Here is a 13,838-nt window from a genome sequence, read left to right as displayed (position 1 = left end):
GTCAGTACCAAACGCGCTGTTTACCGGCGCCGTCGATGGTGACATCGACATAGTGCGGCTGCGATCGCACATTCGGGCGCGTTATCGGATAGCCCATGCACTGGCGGTGCCCGTCCACGCGCTGCCAATGTGGCGACAGGACCGAATTGTCCCGGGAAGCATAGTCGTTCCCATCCCAGCAGAGGCTGTTGCTGACCGGCTGCGGCGATGTCGACACGCAGCTTGCTTGCCGACCGCCGCGACCGCTATCAGTCGTGAGCTTGTACCCCGCATCGCAATAATAGGGTTCATAGACCGGCCGCGAACTCTGAAAACCGACGCCGCTACAGGTCGGGAATGAGTGGCCCTCGGCAAGCTCCCGCCACAGCTTCTGGATCGGCGGCCGGCATTCTGCATATTGCGTCGGCCCGCCGGGATTGGAAAGGCATAGGATAACCTGGCATCCCCAATCCTCGGCCCGCGCTTTACTGCCGAAAATAAGATAGGGTGGCGCAACGAAGCAGACCGTAAGCAGTGAATTCAGGAGAAGGCTTTTCATGAACAGGATCCTTCGAGACGATGGCGCCGTATCGCGTTTCGGGAGACCCAATCCGCCTGCCCGCATTCATACTGCCGTATATAACATAGTTAAATGACATGACAAGCGCGATTAAAACGCAATGGCACAACCTTGCCTTCTCGGGACTTATTCTCCATGAGATCCTCGACCATCCGCTGGAGGACGAGACCCCGCAGGCGAGGCTGAAGCAGATCGGCATGATGACGATCCTCTACACCATGACTCAGGCCCACCAGAAGCTAACACTCTCTAATATCATTGAGATTACCGAGCTAACACGCAGCGGTGTGAAGGAGACGGTCGACCTTTTGGTAAAGCGGGGAATGCTGGTGGAGACGATGGGGAAGAACTCCATGGGCCGCGGGACGGCGCGGCAATTCGAGATCTCTGAGGACCTCCTGAGCAAGCTGAGCTCTTTCCGCACCAGCCAGGAGGCGGGGTTAAACTGACTGATTTTCGGCTTTAATGGAGTGAGATGCGAATCATCTGGCAGTCCCGATCGTATGGTTGCCGGCAGCGATCCGGGGGCAACCCGCCCGCAGGCGGGTTCCACTCAAACAATGAAGAGTATCGGAGAAATCAGCATAGCGGCGCCGTCAGGCGGATTTCGGGAATTCTCGACACGCTAAGGGCGGAACAAGGGCAGCCGCAGGAGCCTCAGCATAGCGGCCGTCAGGGAGGCGGGACCGACTGCCCCCGCCCGTGCGTTCCCTATCTCCGTCGCCGCTCAGCATATGGAGCGCGTTGCGCACCGGCGAACTCGGCTGGAACATGACCTACCGGTGAGGGCGCCGATGGTTGGCTCTCCAGTGTCTATCCGGCATTACGCGCCAAGCGAAAACAGATTTCATGAACGGGTCCAACGCGTTTGGACGGAGAGATCGCTAATCCCAGGCAGGATCTGACGAAACAGGAAAGACGTTGTTTGCAGCTTTTATCCGACGGCGATAGTGACGGTGCTATCCATAGGAGACTGAAACTTATCCATTCAAACCGTCCGCCTCCATCTTTCCAATGCGCGCCAGCGGCTGCAGGCACCCGCTCGTGTTGAGGCCGCGGCCAAAGCTGTCAGCGCAAATTTATCAAAGCAATATTTTTTGCTAGTTCCAAATAGATCATCCGACGACCCGCTGTCATCAACGCTTCTCTCGATGCTACGCACGACGACTCGTTCGCGCGGGACATCGTTCTCGTTCGCCCTCGGCGGACGATGGCTTCCGCCATCGCGATGCTAAGGGAGGATCTGCCGGAGGAGGTTGTAAGCCTGCACAGTCGCGTGATTTTCAGCATCGACGGTCGAGGGGATGCGCTGGTTCTCACCACGGGCCGCATGACGACGCCGTCGGAATACTTCGCGCGTCACTTCAATATGCCGGTGAACACGCCCCACTAGCTGCGCGAGGTCAATGCCTGACGATTTTAGACGCCGGTTCGCGGGATAGGAGCTTCCGGCCGTCGGGTCGCGGCAGTGGGCGGCGTCCGGGTGGCGAAGAAGGAGACGGCTCACGCCGCCTCCTCCTCGTTGAGGTCCGGCTGCAAGTCATGCAGATAGTCGACCGCGCGCTGGGCATGAGCTGCCGCTGAAAAGATGGCACGCTTGTCGCTGCCGAGAACCTTGAGCCAGTCATCGAGATAGCTTGCATGGTCGGGGCGTGGTTCGAGCTCGGGGACGATACCAAGATCGGCGCAGAGAAAGCAGCTGCCGAGTTCGGCAATGAGCTCTTCGCGGGCGCGTTCGCTCCTGTCTTTCGCATAGCGGCTGAGATCCCGATCGAGCCTTCGCGGTGCAGCGGTCCAGTGCGTCATCTCGTGACTGAGAACGGCGACATAGGATGCATCGTCCCGGAAAGCGTCGAAGCACGGCATCTGGATGTAGTCACGGGCAGCAGCATAATAGGCCGCCGATCCTCCATGGCGGATCAGGGCGCCGGTATTGGCAAAGAAGCGGCCGGCAGCACCGATGCGGCTCATCCAATCCTGGTCAGGCGCGATGGAATGGGCAAGGCCATCAAGGCCGGTGATCTGGTCGGTGTTGAACACGGTGTAGGTTTTGAGGAAGGGGATGTCGCGTTCGATTTCGGCGCCTGTCTCCGTCGTCTCGGCGCGGATGAAAGAGCTGGCGAAGACGACGGTCGTGCCGGTTTCGCCCCTGCGGACGGCGCCGCCGAGCTCGATTGCCTGGCGAAACGTCATCCACCTTGGTGATGCAAAGCCGCGGGCGATGGCTTCAGACCAGAGGAGCAGAGCATTGATGCCGGTGTAGGGTTGGCCATTGTGGCGCAGTGGCCGGCTGACCTCGGCTGTCCAGCCTCCCGTCGTCCATGGCTTGGTCCATGGACGGACGCCCTGTTTGAGATCGGCGATGATCTTGGTGGTGATGCGGCGGTAGATATCGGATCGTTGATTGGATTGCTGCCTGTTCATCTCTGAACCTCCGTTCGAGGTCGCGGCCATCGCGACCTGCTACGGCGGTCCAAAAGCCAGGCTGCAAGTGCGGCCAGCACCCGCAGGGCCGCAACGAAGTGAAGGACGGCAAAGCCGTTGCGGGCAGCGCGAGCCTGGCAGGACCAAAAGCCGGGGCAGGACGGGATGCAGCAACACCACGGCGAGACAGGTTTGAAACCCAGGCAGAAATGAAAAATCCAGTCTATTACGCAAGGCGGGAGCGTCCGGGATGAATCGATGGACCCGAAGCGTGGCATCGACCTTGCGCGGCCGTTCCTCGTCGACGCAATGGAGAAGGTTAGCAACGAGAGTGCCATTTCGTCGAGGAAGCCAAGACCGCCGAGACCAAACTCGTAGTCTTCGCGCGCATGCAATTCGACCCGTACCTCAGCCCCTACTTCGTCGCCAACCAGGACAAGATGCGGGTAGAGTTCGAGGATCCGTATATCCTCATCCACGAAAAGAAGCTATCGAACCTGCAGTCCTTGCTGCCGGTAAGTTGAGGTCTGATGGAGCATTCCAATCGGCCGACCGCCTTCAGCAAATAGGCAGAACCATTACGAAATCACGGCGCAATCACTGGCGTTTTTTTTCCGCCACCCGTTCAAATGGCCGAAAGTTTCGAGTTGATCGAATTGAAGCTCCCGTGTTCGGGAAGTGGTGGGATCCGGGAACGTTTGGCAAGATTCAACGAACCACTGGCCGCCACGCCCAGAGAGGGTCATAGGGAATACGATGACAAGCGCGGACGCTCAGTCGTTCAGTCAGGTTGCGAGCACGTATCAGCTTGGGATCGGTATGACTCACATAGCGCCTCCAACTGATTTACGGCACTAGCCAAATCGTGAAGTTCCGATTTCAGCGATTGGATGATGTCGAAATGTCCGGAGCCATTCGAATTCGCAGTTGAACTTTTCAAATCCGCAGAATTTCTATTCGGATGGGGAAATGGGATGAGCTTTTGCACGGTTATGCTTTTGACGATATTGACTCAGAATAGTAGATTGTACTGGGCAAGTCTTTGCAATGGCAATCGAAAGCGAAAACACGTCAACGTATGTTTCGTCGCGCAATTCGGTACAGGGCCTGCATATTTCGGAACATCAAAGCACCTGAAGTTTTCAGTAGTTCCTATTGGTCCGCGTTTTATCCAATCGCCCAGAGTAGTTTGGGCTTCCGTTGGATGAGTGCGGTATAAACAGCGCCGCAGGTGGCGTGGATCCTGCGCGCTGTTAGCCGTAGGCTTCACGCGGTTCGGGTCCCAACAGATGCGGGAGGCAAGCGCATGAGTGCCACCCCTTCCTCTGCGGGCATCGGCGTAAGATGGGAATCAGCGCGAGAGAACTCGGGCACTGCGTTTGCAGCGAGAAGTTCGGACTTCGGGATGGGCTTGCTATAGTAGAACCCCTGTGCCACAGCGCAGCCGCTTTCAGCCAAGAATTTTTCTTGATCGACCGTCTCCACGCCCTCAGCGACTACATTTTGCCCTAGGCAGCGCGCAATTGAGAGAATTGCCTTGACCAGTTCTCTACTTCGCTTGTCGGATCGATTGATGAATGACCGGTCAATTTTGAGGGTATCAATGGGAAAGTTAGCCAAATAGCTCAGAGATGAGTAGCCGGTGCCGAAATCATCGATCGCTATGGAAATTCCGCTCGCATGCAATTGAGAGAGTGTCGTCGAAACGCCCTCGCAGTTATGGAGCAGGAGACTCTCAGTTATTTCAACCTCGATCCACTCCGCACGACAACCGGTTTCCTGCAATACGTCCGCCACCGTTTGCGACAAACGCGGGCATTGAAACTGCTTAGGAGACAAATTTATCGCAATCTTGTGCGGGGGCAGTCCATCTGCATTCATGACGGCAGCCGTGCAACACGCCTCATGCAGCACCCATCGTCCAAGATCGATGATCAATCCCGTTTCCTCGGCGACACCTATGAATTCTCCCGGAGGGATCATTCCCATCTTCGGATGATGCCATCGTAGCAGTGCTTCTGAACCGATCACCTTTCCGTTGTCCAATAGGACCTTTGGCTGATAATGGAGTTCAAGTTGCTCATGTTTCAAAGCTAGGCGTAGGTCTGATTCTAGCGCTAGGCGCTTTTCAGCCCCAATCGTGAGATCCTTTGAGTAGAAGCGGAAGTTGCTACGCCCCGAGCGCTTCGCCAAATACATCGCAGAATCCGCATATTTCACCAAATCGTCGGGAGCGTCGCCGTCATTTGGAAATACCGATATCCCGATGCTGCAGGATACAAAGATCTCCCTGTCGGAAAGCATGAAGCGTTCGCCGAATGCGGCAAGCATTCTGCTGGCAATTTGAGCCAAATCGTCATTGTCCTGAACATTGGGCAGCAAGACTGCAAATTCATCTCCACCGAGTCTCGCCACGGTGTCGCTGGCACGGACGCCTTTTTTCATGCGTGTCGCCACCTGCCGCAGCAACTCGTCACCGACGGGATGTCCCATAGTGTCATTGATCGCTTTGAAATGGTCCATGTCGATCAGCATCACCCCGGCTCGCTGGCCCGCCGAAGCCGCGTCCCCGATCATCTCGCGTAGCCGTTCATTGAAAAGTGTCCGGTTAGGCAGGCCGGTCAGAGAATCGTAGAATGCCATCTGATGGATTTTCTTACGGGACGTGTCCAGTTCGGTGATATCGCGGGCGACGCCGAGGATCCCCATCAGCTTTCCCCCCGTGAATACCGGAACCTTACGAGTCTCCAAAAGCGTTGATCGACCGTCCTCGTGAGCGGTAAACCGTTCCTCATTGATGAGAATACGGCCGGCTTGCATGGCCTCCTCATCCTTGTCACGAAAAAACTGGGCGAGTTCGGGAGTAAACAGGTCATAATCCGTTTTCCCGACGATTTCCGCTTCTGCCTTGCCGACCAATTCTTCGAAGGCATGATTGCACAACAGATATTTGCCTGTTACGTCTTTCAGCCATACCATATCCGGAATGGTCTGCAGGACACTTAGGAGGCGAGCCCGAGCTTCAATAGTCGTGCCCTCGGCGTGCTTTCGTTCGGTAATATCGCGAGATAACACCAGAAAAGTGACGGTTGAGTGATTGCTGCTTGGTCGCCTTGCGACCGACAGTTCAAACCAACGGGATTCGCCGTTTGGTAGGGCTATACGGACACAACGACCGTAGGAGGCGCCGGTTTCATCGGCTTCTTCAAGAGCCAGCATAGCGATGTCGGCCTGATCTGGAGGGAGCACATCGCGGACAAGCTTGCCGAGCAGCACTTCTTTTCGCTGCGCCAGGATCTCCTGATTCCTTGCCCAGACCTGCAGGTAGCGACCGTCGGCATTTACCTCGAACAGAACGTCAGGAATGGCGGCAATAATTCCCTCTGCGAATTCAAGAGCCTCTTTGAGATCATGCTCCGCACGTTTTCGCTCTGTGATGTCCAACATCGCGCCAACCAAGCCGATCCTGTTACCAGCGATATCAGTGATTGCGGTCTTGCTGAGTAAAAGATCAACGACACCACCATTCTCGGTGGTGGCCTTTGCTTCATATTGCTGAACACCGCCATTTGCAAAAAGCGCCTCGTCCAACGCGGCATACGTCTCGGCTATGGGTGCGGGCACCAAATCGAAAACGGTTTTTCCGATAATATCTCCCTTTGAGCGGCCGGAGAAGCTTTCGAAGGCCCTGTTGCAACCAAGGTGTATCCCATCTCTGTTTTTGAAGAAGACGGGTAACGGGATCGCGTCGAGTACGACGGCACTGGACATCTCTTCGGCGTTGAATGGCAAGTCGACGTTTGTCGCAGGATGCCGGGGATTCGCCCGGAAAGCCTTCTCAAACGGTTGCTTCAGACTTGCGACATCTGCGTCGTGACCGTGCGATGGCCGGACAACGGAGGCTTCCGAAAATGGCGGGGCCGTGCCCGTGGCAAGCGGAGGGCTGGCATTGACCGCGTTGCGGAAGGCTCCACGCCCCTGGTCGATTTGAGCATCAGTCGCCATCTGCACTTCCACAGGCTGTTCGGGGCGGGATGTGCGTTCCGATTGACGTACGTGTTTCATGTGCCTGTCCTGCTTTGTCACGTGGCTGAGCAATCATGCGTCAAGCCAGCATTTTGTTAGGACCGCACAAGTCATTTGGCGGAGTACCATGCCGCTACCCCACCGGGATATCGCTCTCATTCAGAATCATCAGAGACGTGTATTTGCATGTGGTCGGCGACGCCGCCCATATCATTTAGAACGCTTGCCAATCATCATTCGAAGGCGCGAGCACCAGGTTACCACGGCGCATCGGATAGTCTCCGCGGTCAACCATTGTCTGACCGGGCGGGAAGCTCTTCCCAAGTTCGCCCGTGACCTTCTGTGGCTTCCCGCTCTCGTCTTTGAAGTGGAAATGTTTCAACAGTGCGGCTAGGCTTTGGCTCTCTTGAGCGAGGTGCGATCCTGCAGTATTCATCTCCGCGACCATGCTCGCATTTTCTTGAGTGGCATGGTCCATATGGTTGACCGCGCCGTTGATCTCGCGCAGGCCCGACGATTGTTCCTGGGAGGCCGTTGCGATTGCGTCCATATGAAGATTTACATCCTGCACAAGCTCTTCAATCGTTCTCAGGCCCGATCCGGTTTCACTCACGAGCCTTACGCCTTCGTCGACGGCAAGAGCTGAATTGCCGATGAGATCCTTGATTTCTTTTGCCGCTGTCGCTGAGCGCTGTGCAAGCTCCCTGACCTCCTGGGCAACAACCGCAAAGCCTTTTCCCGCGTCGCCAGCACGCGCTGCTTCGACGCCGGCGTTCAGCGCCAGGAGGTTCGTTTGGAAGGCGATCGCGTCGATGACGCTGATGATCTGGGAAATCTGCTTGGAGGAGTTTTCAATGCGATTCATGGCGCCGATAGCATCGCGTACAACCCGACCGGACATTTCCGCATGATCTCGCATCTGTTGGACGGCTCCGCGCGCCTCAGCCGTCCTCTTCGTGGTCGATGCAACGTTGACGGTTATCTCCTCCAACGCCGCTGCAGTTTCCTCGAGCGAAGCCGCCTGCTGCTCCGTGCGTCTTGAAAGATTTTCAGATGCGGCCGAGACGCCCGAGCTGCCATTCGTGACCGTTTCGACTGAATGGCCGACGGTAACAAGCACGTCCCGGAGCTGACGAATGGAAGCGTTGAAATCCCTGCGCAAACTTTCAAACTGTGGCGCTAACGGCTCCTCAATTTCATAAATCAAGTCTCCATCCGCCATCCGCTTCAACCCGGTTGCCAATGCCGTCGTCGCTCGGATGAGGCGCTCTTCTGCTTCTTTTTCCGCCCTTACCTGAATATCCAGCTTCTCTTGGTCAGAACGAATGCGCTCAGCTTCCGCGGATGTCTCCAGGTTACTTTTCTGTATGGCCGCGCCGCGGAAAAACTCAAGGCAACGCGCCATGTCCCCGATCTCGTCGCGTCGGATCGTCAAGGGCACCGGCGCCGACGTATCGCCTTCTGCGAGTGCCTTCATTCGGCTTGTCAGAGTCCGAATGGAGCTTGAAATTCTCCGAACGACCGAAATGCACAAAATGAGTACCGTAGACATGATCAGAAGCGTGGCGCCGGAGTAGCCGATAAAGGCATTGCGAAGATCGGCGTAACGCTGAAATGCCATCTCGTCCAACTCGTCGCCGGTGCGCATAATGAGTGCGGTCAACAAAGCAGCCCGCTGTTGGGTGATTTCATTCCATCGATCCAACGTCTCGGGGGGGAAGGAAACGCCCGGCTGGTTTGCATACATCTGATCGCGAACGCCCGCGATGAACTTGCCTGCGGCGCTGGCCTCGAAGTCGTCATAAGATTTGACGAGATCGGCGGGGAGAAATTCCTGCATCGCAGGCACATAAAGCTGCTTTAGATTTTTTGACTGTAAGAGGGACGAAAATAGATCGACGGACATGGCTGAATTTTTGACGTAGGCTCGGCCGGGCCTGATCTCCAGCAAACTAGCTTCCGTGATCTGCATGAGCGCGTGAAAACCGGTAATTTGGCGTGCTAAATCCAAATCATTGACAGTCGCCCCAGTGCGACGGACGAGCTCCAAGCCCGCAAGGGCAGCTGGGCGCAAAGCAACAGCTCCCTCCGCCTCGCTAGCCGTTCCGTCATCGACGCGCCGGCGGAAGCTATCGATATTGTCCCGCCTTTCACGAATGATCTGTACCGCCCGTTCTATGGCCGGATCGTCGAATGCCTTTTTCCAAGAGTCGTAAGCGGAAAAGACCGCTGTAAAAGCCCTGTCCGATGCAGCTTGCTTTGCCCGACGCACGTCGGCGCCTGCAAACGCTTCCGCCGCTATAGCTTGGGCGAGGAATCCGCCTTCCCGCCCAAGTCGCTGCGTTGTTTGTGCGCTGCGGAAGGTAGAGTATTCTCGGTAATATCCCAGTGATGTTGATACTCCGATGATTACGAACGCCGTCAACGGGATAATTGCCAAAATCATTAAAAGTAGAGATAGCGGCAGTCTCGACATATGTTCCTCATAGACGACTATAAATTACACCGGCTTCCATTAGCGACGCGGTCCAGAACATTGCGACATTGACCGCTATGTGTGAGATGACCTCGGCATAATTACTATAAGATTAACCCCTGTAGTGGTCTTGAACTGCGTTGCGCAGATCGGAACATCGTCGCGTTCAGGGGATCATCTGCAAGACAGATCTTGGGCCGAGGCAGTCGGCTTTTCTGGAGAGTGCTGTTGCTGCAAGCCTTGAGGACGGTCGAGCGTGCCGGCTGATCGTAGCTCGGTCGGCGCAATCTGCTTATGATATACGCAATGTTTCCGAGGGAAGTACCCCATAGCGCTTGCGATAGTCCGCAGAAAATCTGCCTCTATGCACGAAGCCCCATTTCAGAGCGACCTGCGTGACCGAGAGGCCAGGTTCGCCTGTCATCAGTTCCTGATGCACTAATTCCAACCGTAGGTGCTGCAGGAATGCCAGAGGGGTCGTATTCCGAAAGTTGCGAAAACCGCTTTGAAGAGTGCGTCGGCTTACGCCACAAGCCGTTGCGATTTCCTCAAGAGATAGCGGCCGAGTAATATTGGCACGCATATAGTCGACCGCCCGCTTAACGGCCTTGGGTAAGGGTGATTCAGCAACGCGGCATAACTCAGATGAGTAGCGATGCTGCGCAGCTTCGATCAAAAGCTCCATCGTCGTTTCAGTGAGGTGATGAAGTGCTATCGGTGATTGAAGGAGGGTTCCGTCTCGTAATCCAGCATACAGCACTGGTACCAGTTGAACCAAAAGGGAGCCGAACCCGACCGATAGGTCGATTTCTGGCGAAAAATCGAGGCTGCCTCTTATTGGCGTATTGAGCCGACATCCCAAACGGCGCGTCAGCTCATCATGGGCGATCCTAAGCCCCAAATGTTTCCTGGGCCCAATGAATTGGGTCGTACTCGCCGACATACTGTTCACGAAAACGCCCCGCGTTCCCTCTGACGGGATTTGTCTGCCGTCAACGGTAACGACCGATCGCCCATGTAGTGGAAGCATGATGATGTTTGCCTCCGCCGGTCCCCGGTGCTGGACGGTTAGGTCGCCCTCGTAGTGCGCGGCAATAACTGCAATCGGACCATTGGTAATCGCATGTACATCGTAGGCGATCGTCTTATCGCCATGTACATGCGCTTCAGATTGCGGGGAAAGCCTCGAAAGCGCTGCCGCGAGTTCCTCGCTGCAGGTACCTTTGAGCGAGAAATGGTCAATCTTAGAGGGGGACACTCTCAACTCTCCACATCATCACTTCCTTCCCGAAACGGTATTCAAGCATGAGGCCCGCCTATCGCTAACGACAGGCGGACAGGGCAATTGACTTGTCGCGGCCAGTCCTCGCCGTGAATTCGACGCAGTCGAAGTCGCCTAAGTTGATAGTGCGAAGATCAATCATTGTTATATATGGAACTCCGACAGAATTGTTACCTGCTGCCAACCATCGCTTCGCAACCGATTCCCAAATGTCTGGCCTTTGATGGTCTCCATTCACGGCCCAGCAGACTCGGGCGTGCTCGCGCTAGCGACTAAACCTCATCCTTTAAGGTTTCTTTTTGCGTGATCAAACGTGCGGAGTGATGGCCGGAAACAAAGATCCATAGCCAGCTTAGTCCCACTGCCAATCTGCTCCTCGTACCTATCAGGAAGTAGATATGGGCAAGCCCCCAAATCCACCATGCAATTCCGCCCTTGAGCCGGATCTTCCCAAAGTCGATAACAGCCGAATTCGGCCCGATGGTAGCCAGGTTTCCCAGATGCCTATATCTGAACGCACTTGGAGTGGGTATACCCAGACGTCGTGCTTCAATTACCGAAGCGACATATTTGCCTTGCTGTTTGGCGGCGGGAGCCACTCCGGGGACGGGTGTTCCATCAGCGGCCTTCACGGAGGCAGTATCTCCAATAATAAAAATCTCGGGCTTACCGCCAACAGTCAGATCTGGCTGCACGACCGCCCTACCCGCCCTGTCCTTTTCAGCACCGACCCAGGCGGCGGCGTTCGACGCTTGCACCCCCGCAGCCCAGATGACGGTCCGGCTTGAAACGAACTCATCTCCGATCGCGATGCCGTTCTCGTTGCATGCCGTCACGGGAATGCCTGTTCTCACTTCGACGCCCATCTTGATTAGCGACTGCTCGGCATATCTCGAAAGTGCCTCCGGGAACACGGGTAGGACACGTGGACCTGCCTCGATGAGAAGGATGCGCGCCGATCTGGTGTCGATGCTACGGAACTCCTCAACAAGGGTTCGTTGGGCCAGTTGCGCTATAATCCCAGCCATCTCCACGCCTGTCGGGCCTGCTCCGATTATGCTGAACGTGAGCATTGCCTTCCGCCGTTCGGGATCAGCCTCCAATTCGGCCTTCTCAAACGCGAGAAGAAGCCGCCGCCGGATGGTCGTCGCGTCTTCGAGTGCCTTTAGCCCGGGCGCAAACGGCTCCCACTCGTCCCGGCCAAAATAGGCGTGCCTTGCACCTGTCGCGAGAACGAGCGTGTCATAGGGAATAGCATTCCCATCCTTGAGCGATACTACGCGTGCCTCGGTATCAACGCCAACAACCTCGCCCAGCAGCGTCGATACATCCTTTCGTCCTCTGAACAATGCTCTGATGGGCCAGGCTATCTCCGAGGTTGCCAATACAGTCGTGGCAACTTGGTAGAGGAGCGGTTGAAAGAGGTGATGGTTGCGCCTGTCGACGATCGTTATGGAAGTGTCGGGACACTTGAGGTCCTTCGCTAACTGGAGTCCGGCAAAGCCACCGCCGACTACGACAACTCGATGCGTATCCATTTCGTCTCCCTCAAACCTGCGCGCTCGGGGCGCGCGCCTCGTAGAAATGGCCATTGCGCCCGATCAGTCGCTGATACGGGTATTTACATTAATCGACGGTGGACTCACCAACAGTGGAAGAAGAGGCTCCAGCACCCGCTTGACATTAGGATGTTCGCCATGGCCAACGACAGCCGCCTCATTCTGCCAGCCGTCTAAGATGATGAAAGTGTTCGGATCGTCCGACCGCTGGTAGAGGTCGTAGTAGAGACAACCAGACTCTTCGCGGGCGGGTCCAATGAATTCCTGAAGGAGTTCTTTTACGCGATTTCGATTTTGGGACGTGGTTTTGAATTCCACGACAAGGTGCTGTTCCTCTGACTTCTTCGATGTCATTTGCGCTGGCTCCTAATTGAAAACGACGACCGGCTTGATCACTCGCCCGGCTTCGGCGTCCGCGATCGCTTCGTTGATCTTCTCGAAGGGATACTTGGTGATCAATTTTTGGAAGGGGAAAAGCCCAGCCTGATTAAGATCCATCATCTGCGGAATGAACAGCTGTGGAATCTGATCACCAAGGATCGCACCCTGGATCTTGCGATTGAACACCATTAGATCGAGGGGGATGGGAATGTCGTTCCCGAGCGCGTCGAGGCCAAGCAAGACAACGTGCCCGCCGGCACGGGTGCACTTGATCGAGTTCAGAATAACCGGAATGATGCCAACTGCGTCGATCGCGAAGTCGGCACCGCCGCCCGTCAGCGCATGGATCTGGTTGACTACGTCGGGATCTTTGCCGTTGATCGCATGTGTGGCACCAAGCCCCATGGCCATGTCTAGCCTCTGCTGATTCAGATCTATGATGATAATCTTGCTGCACCGACGAACTTTGGCGGCCATCACGGCGGCCATGCCGACAGCACCTGCGCCGAAAACGGCTATCGTCGACCCTATTTCCGGTTTCATCGCGTTTATCACTGTTCCTGCACCCGTTGCCATGCCGCACCCGAGTGGCGCAGCGTCGGTAAGGTCGAGGTCTGTTTTCGGCAAAAGCGCTGCATTGTTTTCAGTCGCAAGGATATGCGTCGCAAAGGACGACTGGCCCACGAAATTGCTGCCAATGCCAACTTCATCGCAGAGCAATGCCTTCTTACCATTCGGACGAAGCCCCGTAAGATTGTACTGGGTATAGTTTTGGCAGTTCATTGGGTGAGAACGGCGGCAGTCGGCGCAGAATCCGCATGAGCTCTGGCTCAGTGCGACGTGATCACCCACTTTGAGGCTCTGAACGTCTGGTCCGACCGCCTCGACGACGCCGACGCCTTCGTGCCCCGGGATCACCGGTGCCGGCGGGCCAAAAATACCGTCGCGAAGCAGCAAGTCCGTGTGGCAGATCCCGCTCGCAACCGTGCGAACCAAGATCTCGTTGCCTTCGGGGTCAGCCAGTTCGAGTTCACGGAATTCCAGCGGGCTCTTTGGCTTCACGGCGACAGCCGCAGTGATCTTCACCATTATATTCTCCTGCGTTCTCCCGCAATTGCTACGGGAATGACT

Annotated in this window: 10 protein-coding genes and 1 pseudogene; 3 read left to right on the top strand and 8 right to left on the bottom strand. The window is 56.0% G+C overall.

Annotation, left to right across the window (positions count from 1 at the left end; all coding sequences use genetic code 11):
* Position 1: 1 nt before the first annotated feature.
* Positions 2-538, bottom strand: coding sequence for a hypothetical protein (locus RHEC894_RS25000; protein WP_012489484.1), 537 nt, complete (start codon positions 536-538; stop codon positions 2-4).
* A 98-nt stretch (positions 539-636) separates the two neighbouring features.
* Between RHEC894_RS25000 and RHEC894_RS24995 the strand changes: the two genes are divergently transcribed.
* Both RHEC894_RS24995 and RHEC894_RS24990 read left to right on the top strand, forming a co-directional pair.
* Positions 637-1,008, top strand: coding sequence for a hypothetical protein (locus tag RHEC894_RS24995; RefSeq protein WP_012489483.1), 372 nt, complete (start codon positions 637-639; stop codon positions 1,006-1,008).
* Positions 1,009-1,769: 761 nt separating this feature from the next.
* Entirely contained in the window at positions 1,770-1,952 is a 183-nt protein-coding gene (locus tag RHEC894_RS24990; RefSeq protein WP_009993909.1) for a hypothetical protein, read from the top strand.
* 110 nt (positions 1,953-2,062) lie between these two features.
* Here RHEC894_RS24990 and RHEC894_RS24985 read toward each other — a convergent pair whose 3' ends face one another.
* On the bottom strand, positions 2,063-2,983 hold the full coding sequence (locus RHEC894_RS24985; RefSeq protein WP_029875459.1) for a zincin-like metallopeptidase domain-containing protein: 921 nt from the start codon (positions 2,981-2,983) through the stop codon (positions 2,063-2,065).
* A 294-nt stretch (positions 2,984-3,277) separates the two neighbouring features.
* On the opposite strand from RHEC894_RS24985, the pseudogene groEL reads away from it, so the two are divergent.
* A pseudogene (gene groEL / locus RHEC894_RS33545) lies at positions 3,278-3,504 on the top strand (chaperonin GroEL); the annotation flags it as partial.
* 745 nt (positions 3,505-4,249) lie between these two features.
* Here the strand turns inward: groEL and RHEC894_RS24975 are convergent.
* The 6 genes from RHEC894_RS24975 to RHEC894_RS24950 form a co-directional block, all read right to left on the bottom strand.
* A complete protein-coding gene (locus RHEC894_RS24975; protein ID WP_012489479.1) occupies positions 4,250-7,048 on the bottom strand; it encodes a bifunctional diguanylate cyclase/phosphodiesterase in 2,799 nt (932 codons plus the stop codon).
* 175 nt (positions 7,049-7,223) lie between these two features.
* Complete coding sequence (locus tag RHEC894_RS24970) at positions 7,224-9,485, bottom strand: methyl-accepting chemotaxis protein (RefSeq protein WP_008534399.1); 2,262 nt, start codon at positions 9,483-9,485, stop codon at positions 7,224-7,226.
* A 292-nt stretch (positions 9,486-9,777) separates the two neighbouring features.
* The gene (locus tag RHEC894_RS24965; RefSeq protein ID WP_008534397.1) at positions 9,778-10,743 is read right to left on the bottom strand and encodes an AraC family transcriptional regulator; all 966 of its coding nucleotides are present in this window, start codon (positions 10,741-10,743) and stop codon (positions 9,778-9,780) included.
* Positions 10,744-11,039: 296 nt separating this feature from the next.
* The gene (locus RHEC894_RS24960; protein ID WP_012489478.1) at positions 11,040-12,305 is read right to left on the bottom strand and encodes an NAD(P)/FAD-dependent oxidoreductase; all 1,266 of its coding nucleotides are present in this window, start codon (positions 12,303-12,305) and stop codon (positions 11,040-11,042) included.
* 63 nt (positions 12,306-12,368) lie between these two features.
* Positions 12,369-12,680 (bottom strand): antibiotic biosynthesis monooxygenase, encoded by a 312-nt coding sequence (locus tag RHEC894_RS24955; RefSeq protein ID WP_004671505.1) that lies wholly within the window; start codon positions 12,678-12,680, stop codon positions 12,369-12,371.
* A 12-nt stretch (positions 12,681-12,692) separates the two neighbouring features.
* Complete coding sequence (locus RHEC894_RS24950; protein ID WP_085739625.1) at positions 12,693-13,796, bottom strand: NAD(P)-dependent alcohol dehydrogenase; 1,104 nt, start codon at positions 13,794-13,796, stop codon at positions 12,693-12,695.
* Positions 13,797-13,838 lie beyond the last annotated feature (42 nt).

Origin of the sequence: Rhizobium sp. CIAT894 (assembly GCF_000172795.2) — a bacterium.
Classification (GTDB): domain Bacteria; phylum Pseudomonadota; class Alphaproteobacteria; order Rhizobiales; family Rhizobiaceae; genus Rhizobium.
The sequence above is the reverse complement of the archived record's forward strand: the minus strand, read 5'-3'. Positions and strand labels throughout refer to the sequence as shown.

Bases quoted from the DNA above. Each gene is read 5' to 3' on its own strand.
- RHEC894_RS25000 (WP_012489484.1), bottom strand. From the start codon at position 538: ATGAAAAGCCTTCTCCTGAATTCACTGCTTACGGTCTGCTTCGTTGCG.
- RHEC894_RS24950 (WP_085739625.1), bottom strand. From the start codon at position 13,796: ATGGTGAAGATCACTGCGGCTGTCGCCGTGAAGCCAAAGAGCCCGCTG.
- RHEC894_RS24985 (WP_029875459.1), bottom strand. From the start codon at position 2,983: ATGAACAGGCAGCAATCCAATCAACGATCCGATATCTACCGCCGCATC.
- RHEC894_RS24975 (WP_012489479.1), bottom strand. From the start codon at position 7,048: ATGAAACACGTACGTCAATCGGAACGCACATCCCGCCCCGAACAGCCT.
- RHEC894_RS24960 (WP_012489478.1), bottom strand. From the start codon at position 12,305: ATGGATACGCATCGAGTTGTCGTAGTCGGCGGTGGCTTTGCCGGACTC.
- RHEC894_RS24955 (WP_004671505.1), bottom strand. From the start codon at position 12,680: ATGACATCGAAGAAGTCAGAGGAACAGCACCTTGTCGTGGAATTCAAA.
- RHEC894_RS24995 (WP_012489483.1), top strand. From the start codon at position 637: ATGACAAGCGCGATTAAAACGCAATGGCACAACCTTGCCTTCTCGGGA.
- RHEC894_RS24990 (WP_009993909.1), top strand. From the start codon at position 1,770: ATGGCTTCCGCCATCGCGATGCTAAGGGAGGATCTGCCGGAGGAGGTT.
- RHEC894_RS24970 (WP_008534399.1), bottom strand. From the start codon at position 9,485: ATGTCGAGACTGCCGCTATCTCTACTTTTAATGATTTTGGCAATTATC.